At 66.6% G+C, this 19695-nt stretch carries 18 protein-coding genes; 13 read left to right on the forward strand and 5 right to left on the reverse strand.

The genetic code is table 11. The features are described from left to right. Positions 1 to 19: 19 nt before the first annotated feature. Positions 20 to 715 carry a 2OG-Fe(II) oxygenase gene (locus AC1Q5A_RS11830; protein ID WP_492700915.1) on the reverse strand — a complete coding sequence of 232 codons (696 nt, stop codon included), beginning with the start codon at positions 713 to 715 and terminating at the stop codon, positions 20 to 22. A 212-nt stretch (positions 716 to 927) separates the two neighbouring features. Here AC1Q5A_RS11830 and carA point away from each other — a divergent pair, with 212 nt between their 5' ends. The 3 genes from carA to greA are packed head-to-tail and all read left to right on the forward strand — an operon-like array spanning position 928 to position 5760. Next, positions 928 to 2055, forward strand: coding sequence for a glutamine-hydrolyzing carbamoyl-phosphate synthase small subunit (carA, locus tag AC1Q5A_RS11835; protein ID WP_492700916.1), 1128 nt, complete (start codon positions 928 to 930; stop codon positions 2053 to 2055). Position 2056: 1 nt separating this feature from the next. Then, entirely contained in the window at positions 2057 to 5284 is a 3228-nt protein-coding gene (carB, locus tag AC1Q5A_RS11840) for a carbamoyl-phosphate synthase large subunit (protein WP_492700917.1), read from the forward strand. Beyond that, entirely contained in the window at positions 5281 to 5760 is a 480-nt protein-coding gene (gene greA, locus AC1Q5A_RS11845; RefSeq protein ID WP_492700918.1) for a transcription elongation factor GreA, read from the forward strand. The genes carB and greA overlap by 4 nt, the downstream gene beginning before the upstream one ends. Positions 5761 to 5862: 102 nt before the next feature. Here the strand turns inward: greA and ykgO are convergent, their stop codons facing one another. The 4 genes from ykgO to AC1Q5A_RS11865 form a co-directional block, all read right to left on the reverse strand. Beyond that, entirely contained in the window at positions 5863 to 5988 is a 126-nt protein-coding gene (gene ykgO, locus AC1Q5A_RS11850; protein ID WP_007508267.1) for a type B 50S ribosomal protein L36, read from the reverse strand. A 60-nt stretch (positions 5989 to 6048) separates the two neighbouring features. Further along, on the reverse strand, positions 6049 to 6960 hold the full coding sequence (locus AC1Q5A_RS11855; RefSeq protein ID WP_492700919.1) for a LysR substrate-binding domain-containing protein: 912 nt from the start codon (positions 6958 to 6960) through the stop codon (positions 6049 to 6051). 259 nt (positions 6961 to 7219) lie between these two features. Then, positions 7220 to 9238 carry an oxidoreductase gene (locus AC1Q5A_RS11860; protein ID WP_492700920.1) on the reverse strand — a complete coding sequence of 673 codons (2019 nt, stop codon included), beginning with the start codon at positions 9236 to 9238 and terminating at the stop codon, positions 7220 to 7222. Positions 9239 to 9329: 91 nt separating this feature from the next. After that, positions 9330 to 9587, reverse strand: a complete 258-nt coding sequence (locus AC1Q5A_RS11865; protein WP_492700921.1) for an acyl-CoA-binding protein — start codon at positions 9585 to 9587, stop codon at positions 9330 to 9332. Positions 9588 to 9697: 110 nt separating this feature from the next. On the opposite strand from AC1Q5A_RS11865, the gene cmk reads away from it, so the two are divergent. The 10 genes from cmk to AC1Q5A_RS11915 all read left to right on the forward strand — a co-directional run bounded on the left by cmk (position 9698) and on the right by AC1Q5A_RS11915 (position 19624). Beyond that, positions 9698 to 10378 carry a (d)CMP kinase gene (gene cmk, locus AC1Q5A_RS11870; protein ID WP_492700922.1) on the forward strand — a complete coding sequence of 227 codons (681 nt, stop codon included), beginning with the start codon at positions 9698 to 9700 and terminating at the stop codon, positions 10376 to 10378. 176 nt (positions 10379 to 10554) lie between these two features. Further along, the gene (gene rpsA, locus AC1Q5A_RS11875; RefSeq protein ID WP_492700923.1) at positions 10555 to 12228 is read left to right on the forward strand and encodes a 30S ribosomal protein S1; all 1674 of its coding nucleotides are present in this window, start codon (positions 10555 to 10557) and stop codon (positions 12226 to 12228) included. 75 nt (positions 12229 to 12303) lie between these two features. After that, positions 12304 to 12603: an integration host factor subunit beta gene (locus AC1Q5A_RS11880; RefSeq protein ID WP_068090368.1), complete on the forward strand. Its 300-nt coding sequence runs from the start codon at positions 12304 to 12306 to the stop codon at positions 12601 to 12603. A gap of 156 nt (positions 12604 to 12759) precedes the next feature. Further along, complete coding sequence (locus tag AC1Q5A_RS11885; protein WP_492700924.1) at positions 12760 to 13014, forward strand: lipopolysaccharide assembly protein LapA domain-containing protein; 255 nt, start codon at positions 12760 to 12762, stop codon at positions 13012 to 13014. Continuing rightward, a complete protein-coding gene (gene lapB, locus AC1Q5A_RS11890) occupies positions 13011 to 14183 on the forward strand; it encodes a lipopolysaccharide assembly protein LapB (RefSeq protein WP_492700925.1) in 1173 nt (390 codons plus the stop codon). The genes AC1Q5A_RS11885 and lapB overlap by 4 nt, the downstream gene beginning before the upstream one ends. Before the next feature lie 7 nt (positions 14184 to 14190). Beyond that, on the forward strand, positions 14191 to 15213 hold the full coding sequence (locus tag AC1Q5A_RS11895) for an MraY family glycosyltransferase (RefSeq protein WP_492701006.1): 1023 nt from the start codon (positions 14191 to 14193) through the stop codon (positions 15211 to 15213). Next, positions 15200 to 17098: a polysaccharide biosynthesis protein gene (locus AC1Q5A_RS11900; protein WP_492700926.1), complete on the forward strand. Its 1899-nt coding sequence runs from the start codon at positions 15200 to 15202 to the stop codon at positions 17096 to 17098. Before AC1Q5A_RS11895 ends, AC1Q5A_RS11900 begins: the two co-directional genes overlap by 14 nt. Then, on the forward strand, positions 17095 to 17970 hold the full coding sequence (gene galU / locus AC1Q5A_RS11905; RefSeq protein WP_492700927.1) for a UTP--glucose-1-phosphate uridylyltransferase GalU: 876 nt from the start codon (positions 17095 to 17097) through the stop codon (positions 17968 to 17970). The genes AC1Q5A_RS11900 and galU overlap by 4 nt, the downstream gene beginning before the upstream one ends. Positions 17971 to 17996: 26 nt before the next feature. Next, the gene (locus AC1Q5A_RS11910) at positions 17997 to 19280 is read left to right on the forward strand and encodes an NAD(P)/FAD-dependent oxidoreductase (RefSeq protein ID WP_492700928.1); all 1284 of its coding nucleotides are present in this window, start codon (positions 17997 to 17999) and stop codon (positions 19278 to 19280) included. Continuing rightward, positions 19277 to 19624: a tRNA-binding protein gene (locus tag AC1Q5A_RS11915; RefSeq protein ID WP_492700929.1), complete on the forward strand. Its 348-nt coding sequence runs from the start codon at positions 19277 to 19279 to the stop codon at positions 19622 to 19624. Before AC1Q5A_RS11910 ends, AC1Q5A_RS11915 begins: the two co-directional genes overlap by 4 nt. Positions 19625 to 19695: the final 71 nt, after the last annotated feature.

Here is a 19695-nt window from a genome sequence, read left to right on the forward strand (position 1 = left end):
CAGGCGACGGCTCGATGGGTCAGTCGGGGTGCGAGGCGTTGCGGTCGCGGCCGGCGCCGAGGCGGGTATCCAGCTTGCCGAACAGTTTCTTGAACGCACGCGAGAATTTGCCGCGCTTCGTCTTGCGCAGCTTTTCCTCCTCGCTGGTAAGCCACGCAACCTGGATCACCCGCCGCTCACCTTCATAGGGCAAGTGGCCGTGGAAGGAGTTCTCGCAGCGCTTGAACACGGCGAATTCGCCGTACAGCGGGATCAGTTCCGGCGCCGCGATGCTGTCGATGTCGTCGATCCGGTGCAGGAACCGCAGGCAGCCGTCGCTGGTGTCCGGCCACCGCGTGTTCAGGTAGATCAGCGCGGTGGCTACCTTGGACCGGCTGTCGGTGTGGATGGTGCCGTGCCGCTTGTTCAGCAGGCGGCACAACGTCACCAGCGTCGGGTATTGGCCGAGGCCGTCGATGCCCAGCCGTTGCCCGATGGCCTGTGCGAACGCCGGCGAGGTCATGTTCTCGATCAGCGCATTGATGCTCGGCCCACAGTCGTCCGGGTCGTACGGGAAGAAGCCGGCGCTGGTGTAGCGGGGAAAATCGCGTTCCAGGTCGTCGCGCACGTCGTCCGGCAGCTGGCCGTGGGCCATCATGAACGGGAAGGGCTGGTGCTGAACCATGGTGTCCGGGCGATCGAGGCGTGCGGGATCGAGCAGAACGGCAGCACTCATGGGACATCGGGCTCCATCGAAAAGTGGCCTAGTGTAGCGCCGGCGGATCGACCCGGAAGAGCGGAACATCGCAGGGTTCATGTTCCGTGAGGTGGACAGAAACGGCGTTGCCGCATACAATTTCCACCCGCCCAGATCCTTTCCTCCCCAAGCTCCACAAGCCGGCAATCACGCGGCTTGCGGACTTTGCTGCATCCAAAAGGCGGTTATCTATGCCCATCCCGGCCCTGCTGGTCCTCGAAGACGGCAGCGCGTTCCACGGCCACGCCGTGGGCGCGACTGGCGAAACCGTCGGCGAGGTGGTTTTCAACACCGCCATGACCGGCTACCAGGAGATCCTCACCGATCCCTCCTACAGCCGGCAGATCGTCACCCTCACGTACCCCCACATCGGCAACACCGGCTGCAACGCCGAGGACGTCGAATCCAGCGCGGTGCACGCCGCCGGCCTGATCGTGCGTGACGTGCCGCGCCGGGCCAGCAACTGGCGCAGCAGCGAGAGTCTGCCCGATTACCTGAAGCGCCACGGCATCGTGGCGATCGCCGGCATCGACACCCGCCGGCTCACCCGCATCCTGCGCGACAAGGGCGCGCTGGCCGGCTGCATCCTGGCCGGCGAGGGCATCACGGAGGAGGCCGCGCTGGCCAAGGCGCGCGCCTTCCCGGGCCTAAACGGCATGGACCTGGCCAAGGTGGTGTGCACGAGCAAGGCTTATGCGTGGAACGCGGGCGTCTACGACCTCGACGGCCAGGCCTTCAACCAGCCAGCGAGGCGCTACAAGGTCGTCGCCTACGACTTCGGCGTGAAGCACAACATCCTGCGCCTGCTCGCCGAGCAGGGCTGCGACATCACGGTGGTGCCGGCGCAGACGCCTGCCGCGGACGTGCTGGCGATGCAGCCGGATGGCGTGTTCCTCTCCAACGGCCCCGGCGACCCGGCGGCCTGCGACTACGCGATTGCCGCCACCAGGGCCTTCCTCGACGCCAGGATCCCGCTGTTCGGCATCTGCCTCGGCCACCAGATCATGGGCCTTGCGCTGGGCGCGAGGACGCTGAAGATGAAGTTCGGCCACCACGGCGCGAACCACCCGGTGAAGGACCACGACGACGGCCGCGTGCTGATCACCAGCCAGAACCACGGCTTCGCCGTCGATCCGGCCACGCTGCCCGCCAACGTGCGCGTCACCCACAGCTCGCTGTTCGACGGCACACTGCAGGGCTTCGCGCTCACCGACCGCCCGGCGTTCTGCTTCCAGGGTCATCCGGAAGCGAGTCCCGGCCCTCATGACATCGGTTATCTGTTCGACCGGTTTGCCAAGCTGATGCAGGAGGCCCGCTGAAATGGCCAAGCGTAGCGACATCAAGAGCATCCTGATCATCGGCGCCGGCCCGATCGTGATCGGCCAGGCCTGCGAGTTCGACTACTCCGGCGCGCAGGCCTGCAAGGCGCTGAAGGAAGAGGGTTACCGGGTGATCCTGGTGAACTCCAACCCCGCCACCATCATGACCGACCCGGAGATGGCCGACGCCGTCTACATCGAGCCGATCAACTGGCAGACGGTGGAGCGCATCATCGCCAAGGAGAAGCCCGACGCGGTGCTGCCCACCATGGGCGGCCAGACCGCGCTGAACTGCGCGCTCGATCTCGCCGACCACGGCGTGCTGGACAAGTACAAGGTCGAGCTGATCGGCGCCAAGCGCGACGCGATCCGCATGGCCGAGGACCGTGAACTGTTCAAGCAGGCGATGGCCGAGATCGGGCTCGAGTGCCCCAAGGCGGAAGTCGCCCGCAGCTTCGAGCAGGCGGTGGAGAGCCAGGCCAAGGTGGGTTTCCCGACCATCATCCGCCCCAGCTTTACGCTCGGCGGTTCGGGCGGTGGCATCGCCTACAACGTCGAAGAGTTCGAGGAGATCGTCAAGCGCGGCCTCGACCTCTCGCCGGTGCACGAGGTGCTGGTCGAGGAGTCGGTGCTGGGCTGGAAGGAGTTCGAGATGGAGGTGGTCCGTGACACCGCGGACAACTGCATCATCGTCTGCTCGATCGAGAACCTCGACCCGATGGGCGTGCACACCGGCGACTCGATCACGGTGGCGCCGGCGCAGACGCTCACCGACAAGGAATACCAGCGCCTGCGCGACGCCTCCATCGCCGTGCTGCGCAAGATCGGCGTGGATACCGGCGGCTCCAACGTGCAGTTCGGCATCAACGCCGAGAACGGCCGCGTGGTGGTGATCGAGATGAATCCGCGCGTGTCGCGCTCGTCGGCGCTGGCCTCGAAGGCCACCGGCTTCCCGATCGCCAAGATCGCCGCGAAGCTGGCCGTCGGCTACACGCTGGACGAACTGAAGAACGACATCACCGGCGGCCTCACCCCGGCCTCGTTCGAGCCGACCATCGACTACGTGGTCACCAAGATTCCCCGATTTGCGTTCGAGAAGTTCCCGCAGGCCGATGCGCGCCTCACCACCCAGATGAAGTCGGTGGGCGAGGTGATGGCGATCGGCCGCAGCTTCCACGAGTCGCTGCAGAAGGCACTGCGCGGGCTGGAGATCGGCAAGACCGGTCTGAACCCGACCGGGCTGGACATCAGCACCGAGGCGGGCCTGACCACGCTCAAGCGCGAGCTGCGCGAGCCGCGACCGGACCGCGTGTTCCATCTCGCCGATGCCTTCCGGGCGGGGCTCACGCTGGAGGAGGTGTACGGCCTCAGCCGCGTCGATCCCTGGTTCCTCGCCGCCTTCGAGGACATCGTGCTGACCGAGAAGGAAGTGCAGGCGCAGGGCGTCGCCGCGCTCGACGCGCCGCGCATGCGCGAGCTCAAGCGCATGGGCTTCGCCGACGCGCGTATCGCCGAACTGACCGGCTCCGACGAAGCCGCCATGCGCCACCTGCGCCGCACCCTGGGCGTGCGCCCGGTGTACAAGCGCGTGGATTCCTGCGCGGCCGAGTTCGCCACCACCACCGCCTACATGTATTCGACCTATGAGGAAGAGTGCGAGGCGAACCCGACCGACCGCGACAAGATCATCGTGCTCGGCGGCGGCCCCAACCGCATCGGCCAGGGCATCGAATTCGACTACTGCTGCGTGCACGCCGCGCTGGCGCTGCGCGAGGATGGTTTTGAAACCATCATGGTCAACTGCAACCCGGAAACTGTGTCCACCGACTACGACACCTCCGACCGGTTGTACTTCGAGCCGCTGACGCTGGAGGATGTGCTGGAAATCGTCGACCTGGAGAAACCCAAGGGCGTGATCGTGCAGTATGGCGGGCAGACTCCGCTGAAGCTGGCGCGCGCGCTGGAAGCGGCCGGTGTGCCGATCATCGGCACCTCGCCCGATTCCATCGATCTGGCCGAGGACCGCGAGCGCTTCCAGCAGATGATCGTGAAGCTGGGCCTGCGCCAGCCGCCGAACCGCACCGCGCGCAACGCCGACGAGGCGCTGGCGCTGGCGCGCGAGATCGGCTATCCGCTGGTGGTGCGTCCCAGCTACGTGCTGGGCGGCCGCGCGATGGAGGTGGTCTACGACGATGCCGACCTTTCGCGCTACATCCGCGAGGCGGTACAGGTATCCAACGATTCTCCGGTGCTGCTCGACCGCTTCCTCGACCATGCGGTGGAGGTCGACGTGGACGTCATCGCCGACGCCGGCGGCAACGTGCTGATCGGCGGCATCATGGAGCACATCGAGGAGGCCGGCGTGCATTCGGGCGACTCGTCCTGTTCGCTGCCGCCGTATTCGCTGACCGCCGAAGTGCAGGACGAGATGCGCAGCCAGGTCGCCGCGATGGCGAGGGAGCTGAAGGTCATCGGCCTGATGAACACCCAGTTCGCGATCCAGGGCGACACCGTGTTCATCCTCGAAGTGAATCCGCGCGCCTCGCGCACCGTGCCGTTCGTGTCCAAGGCCACCGGCGTGCCGCTGGCGAAGATCGCCGCGCGCGCGATGGCCGGCAAATCGCTGGTCGAGCAGGGCGCTACCCGCGAGGTGATCCCGTCGTACTTCTCGGTGAAGGAGGCGATCTTCCCGTTCCTGAAGTTCCAGAACGTCGACCCCATCCTCGGCCCGGAGATGCGTTCCACCGGCGAGGTGATGGGTGTGGGCCGCAGCTTCGGCGCCGCCTTCGCGCGCGGCCACGACGCCGCCGGCATCAAGACGCCGCCCAAGGGCAAGGTGTTCGTGTCGGTGCGCGATGCCGACAAGGACCGCCTGCTGCCGGTGGCGCAGGAGGTGCTGAAGCGCGGTTTCAGCCTCGTCGCCACCTCCGGCACAGCGGCGTACCTTGCGGCGCATGGCGTGGCCTGCGAACGCATCAACAAGGTGATCGAGGGCCGCCCGCACATCGTCGACCTGATCAAGAACGGCGAGATCGTCTATATCGTCAACACCACCGAGGGCAAGCAGGCGATCGCGGATTCGTTCTCGATCCGGCGCGAGGCGCTGCAGCAGCGAGTTACCTATTCGACCACCGTCGCGGGCGCGCGCGCGCTGGTCCATTCGCTGGATTTCCACGGCAGCGAGGACGTGCACAGCCTGCAGGAACTGCACAAGGAGCTGAACGCATGAGCACTCGCGCCCCCATCACCAAGACCGGTTCGGAACGCCTTCGCGCCGAGTTGGAGCGCCTGAAGTCGGTGGATCGCCCGCGCATCATCGCGGCGATCGCCGAGGCCCGTGCGCATGGCGACCTGAAGGAGAATGCAGAGTACCACGCCGCGCGCGAACTGCAGAGCTTCACCGAGGGGCGCATTGCCCAGCTGGAGGCCCTGTTGTCGACCGCCGAGGTGATCGACGTGGCCCAGCTCAAGCCGGGCGGTCGCGTGGTGTTCGGCGCCACGGTCGATCTGGAGGACGAGGATACCGGTGTGGCGGTGACCTATCAGATCGTCGGCGACCTGGAGGCGGACATCAAGCAGCGGCTGATCGCCGTGTCCTCGCCGATTGCCCGTGCGCTGATCGGAAAAAGCGCCGGCGACAGCTTCGAATTCACCGCGCCGAACGGCGTCAAGCACTACGAGATCGTCGACGTCCGATACGAATGAACGGAAGCCATGGCCTCCGGCGGAGTCGCCGCCGGATCAGGTTCGACACCCACGAAAAAGGCCGCTTGTGCGGCCTTTTTTCGTGACGCCGCCAGGCTTGACTCAGCGCTGACGAGCCTTGAAACGCGGGTTGCTCTTGCAGATCACGAACACCTTGCCGCGACGGCGCACAACCTTGCAGTCGCGATGCCGCGCCTTGGCGGACTTCAAAGAGTTAAGCACCTTCACGGCCAGCTCCTGACACAAAGAAAAATGTAAGCGTGCAAGTGTAACGAGTCCAATGACTTATCACAAGCCTGGCGCGACGGCTGTTTCCGCCACCGTAGCCAGAAACTGCTGCAGGGCGGGGGAGTGGTCATCGACGCGGCAGGCCACGGCCAGCAGCAGGAAGGCATCGGGGTCTTCCAGCGGCACGTAGCAGACGCCGGCCAGGCGCACCGTGCGCATGCTGGCCGGCACCAGGGCCAGCCCCAGGCCGGCGGCAACCAGGGCCAGCAGGCCGTTGATTTGTTGCGCATGCTGGATGATCTCCGGCCGGAAGCCGGCCCGGGTCGCCAGTTCCACCAGCCGGTCGTAGAGGGTGGCGGCCAGTTCGCGTGGTTGCGACACAAAGGCGTTGCCAGCCACCTCGGCCAGGCGCAGGCTGCTGCGGCTGGCCAGGGGATGGCCCACAGGCAGGGCGAGCAGCAGCGGTTCGCGGTCGATCACGCTGAGCCGCAGGCTGCGAATATCCTGGGCGTGGAGCGGCTCGTCACGGACGAAGCCGACGTCGATCTGGCCGGCGAGCAGGGCAGCGAACTGCGGCTCGGTGTACATCTCGCTAAGTTGCAGGCGTACGTTGGGCGCGATCTGGCCGAAGCGCAGCAGGGCCTGCGGCATGGCCGGGTGGAACGAGACCGAAACTGTATAGGCCAGCCGCAGCTGGCCGCTGTAGCCGGCTGCCGCAGCCAACACCTGGCTGCGCGCCTCGTCGACCTTGGCCAGGATCTGCCGCGCCTGTTCCAGGAAGACCCTGCCTGGTTCGGTCAGGGCCACGCTGCGTTTGGTGCGTTCCAGCAGACGTACGCCCAGGTCCTGTTCCAGCGACTGGATCTGCTGCGACAGCGGGGGCTGCGACAGGTGCAGGCGCAAGGCCGCCCGGGTGAAACTCAACTCCTCGGCGACGGCGACGAAATAGCGCAACTGGCGGAGATCGAACATATAGCGATATGAAATTAATAATGATCTAAATATATATTAGATACTTTATTGCGTCGATCATAAAATACCCCCGTCCCGCCACTTCCCCTCCCTCCCCCTAGTGGCGGCGGCCCTCGCCCCGCAGCGACGCTAAATACGGCATCTGGTTCAACTCCCCCCCTGAGCCCATGTCGATGCGTCTTCCCTGCGGGGCGCTTTCTTTTCCGCGACCGATGCTGCTGCCCCATGGCAGCGGCATCGGCGTATCCGCAGCCGCAAGTCAAATCGTGCTGGCCAATCGCGTGCCCTGGTCGATAGCACGCTTGGCGTCCAGCTCGGCGGCCACGTCGGCGCCGCCGATCACGTGCACCTTCATGTCGGCCGCGATCAGTTCGTCGGCGAGACGGCGGTTCGGTTCCTGGCCGGCGCAGACCACCACGTGCTCGACCGGCAGGATCTGCGGTTCGCCATCGACGGTGATGTGCAGGCCCTGATCATCGAAACGCTCGTAGCCGACCTTGCCCAGCATGGTCACCTGCTTCGCCTTGAGCGTGGCGCGATGCACCCAGCCGGTGGTCTTGTTGAGCCGTGCGCCGGGACGTCCCTCGCTGCGCTGGAGCAGCCAGACCTGCCGCGCCGGCGCTTCCGGCTGCGGCGGCCGCAGCCCGCTGCGCTGCCGCAGTTGCATGTCCACGCCCCATTCGCGGGTCCAGCGGGCCACGTCGGTGGTGGGCGAGGGCGCAGGTTCGACCAGGAACTCGGCCACATCGAAACCGATGCCGCCGGCGCCGATGACCGCCACCCTGGCGCCTACCGGCCGGTGCCGGGCCAGCACGTCGAGATAGCCCAGCACGCGCGGGTTGTCGCTGCCGGGAAAGCTCACCTGGCGCGGCGTGATGCCGGTGGCGATCACCACTTCGTCATGGCCGCCGGCGCGCAGCGAGGCGGCATCCGCGACCTGGCCGAGCCGCACGTCGACGCCCGCGTCCGCCAGCCGGTGGCGGAAATAGCGCAGCGTCTCGTGGAACTCCTCCTTGCCCGGAATCTGCTTGGCGTAATTGAACTGGCCGCCGATCTCGCCGGCCTGGTCGATCAGGGTCACCGCGTGGCCGCGCTCGCCCAGCGTGGCGGCGCAGGCCATGCCGGCCGGGCCCGCACCGACCACGGCGATGCGCTTGCGCACGCTGGCCGGCTCGACCTTCAGCTCGGTTTCGTGGCAGGCGCGCGGGTTGACCAGGCAGCTGGCGCGCCTGTTCTGGAACACGTGGTCGAGGCAGGCCTGGTTGCAGGCGATGCAGGTGTTGATGCGCTCGCTGCGCCCGGCCTTCGCCTTGTTCACCCATGCCGGGTCGGCCAGCAGCGGGCGCGCCATCGAGACCATGTCGGCCTCGCCATCGGCGAGGATGCGTTCGGCCACGTCCGGCATGTTGATCCGGTTGGTGGCGACCAGCGGGATCGTCACCTCGCCCTTCAGCTTCTGCGTGACCCAGGCGAAACCGGCGCGCGGCACGCTGGTGACGATGGTCGGTACGCGCGCCTCGTGCCAGCCGATGCCGGTATTGATGATGCTGGCGCCGGCCGCCTCGATCGCCCTGGCCAGCGTGGCGATCTCGCTCCAGTCCTGGCCGCCGTCGACCAGGTCGAGCATCGACAGCCGGTAGATGATGATGAAGTCGCGGCCGACCGCCGCGCGCGTGCGGCGTACGATCTCGACCGGAAAGCGCATGCGCCGCGCGGCATCGCCACCCCAGGCGTCGTTGCGCCGGTTGGTGCGCGCGGCGATGAATTCGTTGATCAGGTAGCCTTCCGAGCCCATCACCTCGACGCCGTCGTAGCCGGCATCCTGCGCGAGTCTTGCGCAACGCACGAAGTCGCCGATGGTGCGCTCCACGCCCCGCGCGGACAGCGCCCGCGGCGTGAACGGGGTGATCGGCGACCTGATCCTCGATGGCGCCACCGACAGCGGGTGGTAGCCGTAGCGGCCAGCATGCAGGATCTGCATGCAGATGCGCCCGCCCTCGGCATGCACGGCACGGGTGAGCTTGCGATGGCGCGGCTTATGCCAAGGCATCGTGAGGCGCCCGCCGAACGGCTTCAGCCAGCCCTCGATGCTGGGCGCGATGCCGCCGGTGACCATCAGGCCCACGCCGCCACGGGCACGCTCGGCGAAATACGCAGCCAGTTTGTCGTAGTCGCCAGCCTTGTCTTCCAGCCCGGTATGCATCGAGCCCATCAGGATGCGGTTGGGCAGGATGACGTGGCCCAAATCGAGCGGGGCAAACAGGTTCGGGTAATTCATGCGATCCCAGGAGACTCAAACGATCGTATGAATGTGCCGGTGTTCAGCGTTTGAAAGCAAGCGCCGCGTAAGTACGGCGGCCAGGCCGGGGTCAGGCCAGCAACTGGTGTACCAGTGCGACGTAGCGGCGCATGGCTTCTTCCTGGGCGACGCCGCTCAACTGCGCCCAGGCCTCATGCTTGGCCGTGCCGATGAAGTCGAAGAAGCCGGGTTGGACACGTTTGAGGTCACCCTCCGAACCCTGTTTGTAGAGCGCGTAGAGCTTCAGCAAGGTGTCGTTGTCGGGGCGCCTGGCCAATCCCTGGATGTCCTTGGCAGCCTGGTCGAACTCGCAGCGAAGGTCGGTCATAGGGCTGATCGGCATGACTTGCAGGCAGGGAGACCGGCTAGATAGCACGCGTTCCCGGTGGGGTCAACGCGTTAAACTGGCGTTTCTCCCCGCCAGCCCAGGACCCCGCCATGAGCCATGCTCCCGTCGTTCCCGTACTCACCATCGACGGGCCATCGGGGTCGGGCAAGGGCACGATCAGCGCGCTGGTGGCCGAGCAGCTGGGCTGGCGGCTGCTGGATTCCGGAGCGCTGTACCGCGCCGTGGGCTATGCCGCCGGCGCGGCGGGACTGGACCTGTCGGACGTGGAGGCGGTGACCCGCTGCGCGCAGGGCAGCAGGATCCAGTTCCGTGCGGCCGGCGGCGGCGGCGCGACCCGGGTGATCGTCAACGGGCATGATGCCACCGACGAATTGCGTACCGAGACCGCCGGTGCCGCGGCGTCCGCGATCGCTTCGATGCCACCGGTGCGCGAGGCCCTGGTGGCGCTGCAGCTGGGCTTCCGCAAGGCGCCCGGGCTGGTCGCGGACGGGCGTGACATGGGCACGGTGATCTTCCCGGATGCCGCGCACAAGGTTTTCCTCACCGCGAGTGCCGCCGAGCGGGCGAAAAGGCGCTATAAGCAGTTGAAGGAAAAGGGACTCAGCGTTACACTTGCCGGCCTTCAGCGAGAAATTGAGGCGCGTGACAGCCGCGATGCATCGCGTGCGGTTGCGCCGCTCAAGCCTGCCGAAGATGCCGTGCTGGTGGATACCACCGGGATGGGCATCGACGAGGTCGTCGCGAAAGTACTTGCCGTCGTGCGGTCCTGAGCGGATTGCGCGACGGTTTCTGCGCTCCTGCCGCGGCAGGGGTTTTGACCAACGGTGACGACGGCCGGTTCTGCGGAACCGCCGGAAGGCACCCTCAACCGGTGGACCGGGAAGTTCGTGCGCAACCACCAACCCAGCACAACGGACCCAAGGTCTTTTCCCACTATGGAATCAACATGACTGAAAGTTTTGCCGAACTGTTTGAACAGAGCCAGCAGGCCATCTCCAAGCTGAAGCCCGGCGCCATCGTCACCGGCATCGTCGTGGAAATCCGCAACGACGTCGTGGTGATCAATGCAGGCCTGAAGAGCGAAGGCATCGTCCCGATCGAGCAGTTCAGGAGCGAGGACGGCGTGCTGGAGGTGCAGGTGGGCGACGAGGTGAAGGTAGCCCTCGAAGCCCTGGAAGACGGTTTCGGCGAAACCAAGCTGTCGCGCGAGAAGGCCAAGCGCTCGATGGTGTGGGACGACCTGGAGCAGGCGTTCGACAAGGAAGAGACCATCAAGGGCATGATCTCCGGCAAGGTCAAGGGCGGCTTCACGGTCGACATCAAGGACGTCCGCGCGTTCCTGCCGGGCTCGCTGGTCGACGTGCGCCCGGTGCGCGAGCCGACCTACCTCGAGGGCAAGGAACTCGAGTTCAAGATCATCAAGCTCGACCGCAAGCGCAACAACGTGGTGGTCAGCCGCCGCGCCGTCGTCGAGACCGAGTTCTCCGAGGAGCGCGAGAAGCTGCTGGAACGCCTGACCGAGGGCGCGGTGGTCAAGGGCACGGTCAAGAACCTCACCGACTACGGCGCGTTCGTGGACCTCGGCGGCATCGACGGCCTGCTGCACATCACCGACATGGCGTGGAAGCGCGTGCGTCATCCGTCCGAAGTCGTCAACGTCGGCGACGAGCTGGACGTGCGCGTGCTGAAGTACGACAAGGAGCGCAACCGCGTTTCGCTGGGCCTGAAGCAGCTGGGCGACGACCCATGGGTCGCCATCGCCCGCCGCTACCCGGTCGGCAGCCGCCTGTTCGGCAAGGTCTCCAACGTCACCGACTACGGCTGCTTCGTCGAGATCGAGCCGGGTGTGGAAGGCCTGGTGCACGTGTCCGAGATGGACTGGACCAACAAAAACGTCAACCCGGCCAAGGTGGTACAGGTCGGCGACGAGACCGAAGTGATGGTGCTGGACGTGGATGAAGAGCGTCGCCGCATCTCGCTGGGCATCAAGCAGACGCGCTCCAATCCGTGGGAAGCGTTTGCGGCCATGCACAAGAAGGGCGACAAGGTCTCCGGCCAGATCAAGTCGATCACCGACTTCGGCGTGTTCATCGGCCTGGACGGCGGCATCGACGGCCTGGTGCACCTGTCCGACATCTCCTGGCAGATGTCCGGCGAAGACCTCGTGCGCAACTTCAAGAAGGGCGACGAGATCGAGGCCGTGGTGCTGGCGGTGGATCCGGAGCGCGAGCGCATCAGCCTCGGCATCAAGCAGATGGAGCAGGATCCGTTCGGCCAGTTCATGGCGGCGAATCCGCGCGGCAGCATGGTCAACGGCACCGTCAAGGAAGTCGATGCGAAGGGCGCCGTGATCGACCTGGGCGAGGGCGTGGAGGGTTATCTGCGGGCCAACGACATCGCCAAGGAGCGCATCGACGACGCCACCCAGCATCTGAAGGTGGGCGACAAGGTCGAGGCCAAGTTCACCGGCATGGATCGCAAGGGTCGCCAGCTGGCGCTCTCGATCCGCGCCAAGGACGAGGAAGACGCGCCCGACACGTCGGCGGATTACTCGTCCGCGGCCAGCGGCACGACCAAGCTTGGTGCGCTGCTCAAGGAGCAGTTCAACAAGGCCGACTGATCGTTGATACCAGCCTGACGCGGGGCGGCGGCCCACCGCCGCCCCGTCGTTTCATGTCACGGACATTGGGGCCCCATGACTAAATCCGAATTGATCGAGGCGCTCGCCAGGCGCCAGACCCATCTCGCGTTCGCCGATGTGGAGATGGCCGTCAAGAGCGTCATCGAGCAGATGAGCCACGCCCTGGCTCACGGCGAACGCATCGAGGTGCGCGGGTTCGGCAGCTTCGCGCTGCATTACCGGCCGCCGCGCATGGGGCGCAACCCCAAGACGGGCGAGGCCGTGGCGCTGCCCGGCAAGCATGTGCCGCACTTCAAGCCGGGCAAGGAGTTGCGCGAACGGGTCAACCTGGACCTGGAGCAGGAGGTCGGCTGACCGACCGCCCAGACTGGACCGAAGGCAGGCGGCGCGAGTCGGTCCTGCCTTCTTTTTGCCCGGCATCCGCGATGGCCCTGCGGCGCCATGAATCATTGCCGCATGAGCGGATTGCGCCGCCTGTGCCTGTCACGATCAATCGGGTAAAGTCGTGCCATGCGCCCGCTAGCCATCGTCATCCTCGTGATCTTCGTCGCCGCCGGCATCGTGCTCGGGGCGCTCAACGCCGACCTCGTCGACTACGACCTCGCGTTCTTCCGGATGCAATTGCCCAAGGGGGCCGCCCTGCTGGGTGCCATGGTGATCGGCTGGCTGCTGGGCGGGCTTACCGCCTGGGTGGGCGTGAGCGCGCGTCAACGCCGTCAGCGCCGGCAACTGCGCGCAGACCAGAAGTCACCGCTCGCGCCATGAACCACCTGTATGTCCTGGCCGCACTGATTCCGGTCGCATTCGTCCTGGGTTGGTGGGCCTCCCGCCAGATCGGTGTGCGCCGCTCCGGCGCCGAAGTCAGCGAGCTGTCCTCGGACTATTTCCGCGGCCTCAACTACCTGCTCAACGAGGAGCAGGACAAGGCGATCGAGGTTTTCCTCAAGCTGGCCGAGTACAACCGCGACACGGTCGAGACGCACCTGGCACTGGGCAACCTGTTCCGTCGCCGCGGCGAGGTGGACCGGGCGATCCGGCTGCACCAGCACCTGGTCTCGCGGCCGGGCCTGACCGACGCGATGAAGACGGTGGCCCTGCTCGAGCTGGGCGAAGATTACATGCGTGCCGGCCTGCTGGACCGCGCCGAGGCACTGTTCTCCGACCTGGTGGCGATGGACGCACATGCGCCGTCGGCGTTGCGCCATCTGATCGCGATCTACCAGCACGAGCGCGACTGGCACAAGGCGATCGAGCATGCCCGGCGGCTCGAGGTGATGACCGGCGAGGACGAGGCGCCGATGATCGCCCAGTTCTACTGCGAGCTGGCCGAACGCTCGCGCCAGCATGGCGCCCGGGCCGAGGCGCGCGACTACCTGCGCCAGGCATTCGAATGCCAGCCGGACTGCGTACGCGCGTTCATGCTGACCGGTCGTCTGCTCTCCGAGGACGGCCAGCATGCCGAGGCGGTGACCGCCTATGAAGCTGCGATCAATGCCGATATCGCGTTCACCCCGGACATCCTGCCACCGCTGCTCAACAGCTACGCCCGGTCGCAGCAGATGGAGCGCGCCGAGGGTTTCCTGCGCGACATGCTGGGCCGCTACCACGGCGTGTCGCCGGTACTGGCGCTGACCCATCTCTACCGTCAGCGCGACGGCGAGCGGGCGGCCGTCGATTTCCTCACCGCGCAGTTGCGGCTGCGGCCGTCGGTACGCGGCCTGATGGCCTTGATCGACGCCACCATGGACAAGATCGAGGGCGAGGCGCGCGAAAATTTCCTGATCCTGCGCGACCTGACCCGCAAGCTGCTGGAGGGACAGGCGATGTACCGCTGCAGCCGTTGCGGTTTCGGCGCCAAGGCGCATCACTGGCAATGCCCGAGTTGCAAGAACTGGAGCACGATCCGCCCGATCCACGGTGTCGCCAGCGAGTGACATGAACATGTACACAACCATCGGATGGTTGCTGGCCAGCTTCTCGATCACCGTGCTGCTGGTGCGCGGCGCGATCGCCTACGCGCACCGGCGCGGCATGCTCGACCAGCCCGGACAGCGCCGCTCGCACCGCCTGCCGACCCCGCGCGGCGGCGGCATCGGCATCGTCGTGGCGATGCTGATCTGCCTGCCGGGCGTACTGTGGAGTCTGCCGGCGGCATGGCCGGCTGACGTGATTGCAAGCCTGTGCGCCGCGCTGCTGCTGGTGGCGCTGGCCGGCTGGTGGGACGATCACCGTTCGCTGCCGGCGCTGCCGCGGCTGGCTGCCCAGTTGCTCGGAGTCGGCCTGTTTTCATCGACCTTGCTGGCAATCGGCCCGTCGGGGTGGTGGCTGCCGCTGCTGCTGCTCGGGGGTGCCTGGAGCATCAACCTGCACAACTTCATGGATGGCATCGACGGCCTGCTGGCGCAGCAGGCGATCTTCGTCGGGGTCGGCATCGGCCTGCTGGCCTGGTCTTCGGCCCAACCAGCGCTGGCGCTGGCGGCCGGATTGCTGGCGGCGGCCGCGCTGGGCTTCTGGTGCTTCAACCTGCCGCCGGCGCGGATCTTCATGGGCGACGTCGGCAGCGGCAGCGTCGGCTTGCTGGTCTTCGCTTTCAGCGCGATGCTGTGGCGGGTGGACCATGCCCTGATGTGGCCGGCGCTGATTTTGTCCTCAGCCTTCGTGGCCGACGCCAGCCTGACCTTGCTGACACGCATTCGTCATGGGCGGCGCTGGTACACTGCACACCGCGAACACCTGTACCAATGGCTGGTGCGTCGCGGGGGAACGCATGCTGGCGCGGGAGCGGCCTATCTGGGCTGGAACCTGCTGATCGCCGCACCACTGGCCTGGTTGGCGTGGAGTCATCTGTACATGGCGCTGCCGATTACCATAGCGGTTTATCTCGGCGCGACGGTCGCATGGCTGTCGCTGAAACGTCGCTGCCTGCGGCGCCACCAGCCCAAGGGGCGTCATGTCGCTGCGTAGATTCGTCGGTTTCATCCATCCGCGCATCGCCGTCGTGCTGCACGACCTGGTGATGACGGCGCTTGCCTGGTGGATCGCCAAGATCCTGCGCTACGCGCTGAGGCCGGATGAGATCGTCCACTTCAGTGCGCTGGAATTCCCTATCGTGTTGCTGGTGCAGGGCCTCATCTTCCGTTGGACCGGGTTGTACCGCAGCGTCTGGCGTTTCGCCAGCCTGCCGGATCTCTGGAACATAGCGCGTGCCGTGGTGATCGGCGCGCTGCTCATCGGGGTGGCCTTGTTCCTGGACAACCGCCTCAGTGGCGTGCCGCGCTCGGTACTTGTGCTATATCCGGTGCTGCTCGCGTTCCTGCTGGGTGTTCCCCGGCTGGCTTATCGCTACTGGAAGGACAGCCGCAACGATCTGCTGCACAACCAGTCCGTGAAGCGGGTGCTGATCGTGGGTGCGGATCGAGCCGGCGAAGTGCTTTCGCGCGACCTGCGCCGCGACAGCCGCTACGTGGTGGTCGGTTTCATCGACGACGAGTCCAGCCTGCGCGGTGCCAGCATCAATGGGCATCCGGTACTGGGGCGTTTCGACCAGTTGCCCGAAGTGGCCCGCGAAGCCGCCGTCGACATGTTGCTGATCGCCTTGCCCGGGGCCACGACGGCCGAGATGCGCCGGGTGGTGGCGCTGTGCGACACCACCGATTTGCCGTACCGGACCGTGCCGCGGCTGGAGGACGTGGTGGCCGGTCGCGCCCAGTTCAACCAGATCAAGGAAGTGGCGATCGAGGACCTGCTCGGCCGTGACGCGGTGGAACTGGACTGGACCGCGATCCGCGAGACCCTCAGCGGACGCCACGTGCTCGTCACCGGCGGCGGCGGTTCGATCGGCTCGGAGCTGTGCCGCCAGGTTGCCCGCCTGGGTGCGCAATCGCTCACCGTGGTGGAGCAGAGCGAATACAACCTGTACCGGATCGGCCAGGAGCTGCGCGCGGATTTCCCCGAGATGGTCTTCGACGGCATCCTGGCCAACTGCGGCGACCAGACCGCGATGGAAAAGGCGTTTGCGGACGCGCGGCCGCAGGTGGTGTTCCATGCTGCCGCGTACAAGCATGTGCCGATGCTGCAGGGGCAGCTGCGTGCGGCGTTCCGCAACAACGTGCTGGGCACCCGCACGGTGGCCGATGCGGCTTGCGCGAGCGGGGTCGAGTGCTTCGTGCTGATCTCCACCGACAAGGCGGTCAACCCGACCAGCGTGATGGGCGCCTGCAAGCGCGTTGCCGAGATCTACTGCCAGAATCTCGGTGCGCACACCGATACGCGCTTCATGACCGTGCGTTTCGGCAACGTGCTGGATTCGGCCGGCTCGGTGGTGCCGTTGTTCCGCCGGCAAATCCGCGAGGGCGGCCCGGTCACCGTGACCCACCCGGAGATCTCGCGCTATTTCATGACGATCCCCGAGGCCTGCCAGCTGATCCTGCAGACCGCCAGCATCGGCAAGGGTGGCGAGATCTACGCGCTGGACATGGGCGAACCGGTGAAGATCCGCGACCTCGCCGAACAGATGATCCGTCTCGCCGGCAAGAAGCCGGGCAGCGAGATCCCGATCGTCTACACCGGCCTGCGCTCCGGCGAGAAGCTGTTCGAGGAGCTGTTCCATCCGCTGGAAAATTACAGTGCCACCGCCCATGCCAAGATCTTCCTGGCGCAGCACCGCGAGGTTTCGTGGGAGCTGCTGCGGGCACTGCTGTCCAAGGCCGCCGAGGCGGTCGATGAGTTCAACGAAGAAGAGCTTCGCCGCTGCGTGTCCAGCCTGCTGCCGTCGTTCCGCTGGAGCGAATCGGCGCAACCGGACAACGTGGTGTCGATCCGCCGCGCCAACCCGGAGAGCAATGAGTGAGCAAGCCCCTGCGCAAAGTGGTGTTTCCCGTGGCCGGACTCGGCACGCGCTTCCTGCCGGCGACCAAGGTGGTCGCCAAGGAAATGCTGCCGGTCCTCGACAAGCCGCTGATCCAGTATGCCGTCGACGAGGCGGTGGACGCCGGCGCCGACACCCTGATCTTCGTCACCAACCGCTACAAGCATGCGATCGCCGACTACTTCGACAAGGCCTACGAGCTGGAGTCGAAGCTGCATGAGAAAGGCAAGGCCGAACTGCTGGCACTGGTGCAGGGCACCTTGCCGCGGCACGTGCGGGCGATCTTCGTGACCCAGCCCGAGGCGCTCGGCCTGGGCCATGCCGTGCTGTGCGCCAGACCCGTGGTCGGCGACGAGCCGTTCGGCGTGATCCTGCCGGACGACCTGATCTGGAATGGCACCGGCAAGAGCGCGCTGCGGCAGATGGCCGAGCTCGCCGATGCGCAGCAGGCCGGCGTGATCGCGGTGGAGGAAGTGCCGCACGACCAGACCGACAAGTACGGCATCGTCGATGCCGTGCCGGTCGACGGGCGCAGCGCGCAGATCCGCAGCATGGTGGAGAAGCCCAGGCCGGCCGACGCGCCGTCGAACCTCGCCGTGGTCGGTCGCTACGTGTTGCCGGGCCGCATCTTCCAGCTGCTGGAGCACACCACGCCCGGCGCTGGCGGCGAGATCCAGCTCACCGACGCGATCGACGCGCTGCTGAAGGAGCAGGGCAAGGTACTGGCCTATCGCTTCGAAGGCATCCGCTTCGACTGCGGCAACAAGGCGGGGCTGGTGCGCGCCACCATGCACATGGCGATGCAGGATCCGAAACTCGCGCCCACCGTGCGAGAGTTCCTCGGCCAGCTTTGAGTCATCCGGGCTCGAGCGGCCACGGCATGAAATCCTCCGCGTCCTATTACCGCGCCACGGCGACGCCATACGCGACATATGCGCCGCTGCAGGGCAGCACGCACGCGCGGGTCGCCGTGATCGGCGGCGGCTTCGCCGGCCTGAACACCGCACTGGGACTGGCCGAGCGCGGCGTGCGCGACGTGGTGCTGCTGGAGCGCGAGCAGGTCGGTTTCGGCGCCTCCGGCCGCAACGGCGGCTTCGTCTTCGCCGGCTATTCGCTGGGCGAACGGTCGCTGCTCGAGCAGTTGGGCGAGGCGCGCGCCACAGCGCTGTTCAAACTCACCACCGAGGCGGTCGGGCGGATCCGCCAGCGCGTCGCTGATCATTCGATCGCCTGCGACATGATCGACGAAGGGGTGATCTGGGCGAACTGGTTCCGCGATCCGGCCGTGTTGCGCCAGCGCCAGCAGTTGCTGGCCGACCATTACGACGTGCATTGGCAGTGGCTGCCCGAAACCGAATTGCGCGCACGCATCCGCAGCGAGCGTTACCACGACGGCCTGTACGAGCGCGATGCACTGCACCTGCATCCGCTCAACTATGCGATCGGCGTGGCCGAGGCGGCGGCCGCGCAGGGAGTACGCATCCACGAGCACAGCGCCGTGCGTAGACTCGTGCGCGAAGGCCTGCAGTGGCGCCTGCGCACGGCGCACGGAGAACTGCTGGCCGACCAGGTGGTGCTGGCCTGCGGCGGCTACCTGGCCGGCCTGCGCAAGCCGATCGACCGGGCGATCCTGCCGATCGCCACCTACGTGATGGTGACCGAGCCCCTAGGTGCGCGCCTGGACGATTGCCTGCACACCCGCGCGGCGATCTACGACAGCCGCTTCGCCTTCGACTACTACCGCGCATTGCCGGATACGCGACTGCTGTGGGGCGGGCGCATCTCGGTGCTCAACCGTTCGCCGCGCGGAGTGCAGCGGCTGCTGACGAAGGACCTGCTGCGGGTGTTTCCGCAACTGGAGGGCGTGCGAGTCGACTACGCCTGGTCGGGCCTGATGAGCTATGCGCGGCACCAGATGCCGCAGATCGGCGGCGACGGCCACGGCCTGTGGTGGGCCCAGGCCTTCGGCGGGCACGGGCTGGCGCCGACCTGCGCTGCCGGCGAGCTGCTGGCGGCGGCGATCGCCGAAGGCGACGACCGCTGGCAACAGTTCGCCGACTACGGCCTGGGCAACACCCATCGCCCGTTCGGTTATCTTGCGGCACAGGCCAGCTACTGGTGGCAGCAGGGCCGCGACTGTCTGAAGACGAGGCTGGAAGGATGAGTGAAGCGGATCACCCCGAGATCAGCTGGGCCGATTTCGAGAAGGTGCTGATCGTCGCCGGCACGGTGACGAAGGTGGAACCGTTCCCCGAGGCACGCAGGCCGGCGTGGAAGGTATGGGTGGATTTCGGCCGCTACGGCGAGAAGAAGACCAGCGCGCAGATCGCCGCGCTGTACCGGGCCGAGGATCTGCTGGGGCGGCAGGTCGTGGGCGTGATCAACTTTCCCGAAAAGCAGATCGGACCGTTCCGTTCGCAATTCCTGCTCACCGGCTTTCCCACCGACGAGGGTGTGGTGGTCACCGCGATCGAACGCCCGGTACCGAACGGCACGCGGCTGGCCTGAGCCGGTGGTGCGTCGCCCGCGATTTGCCTGCAATACGCCAGCGCCGGTTCGCCATCGTTCGTCACCATGAC

This window comes from Rhodanobacter sp. GW835-FHT13D09 (genome assembly GCF_058793995.1).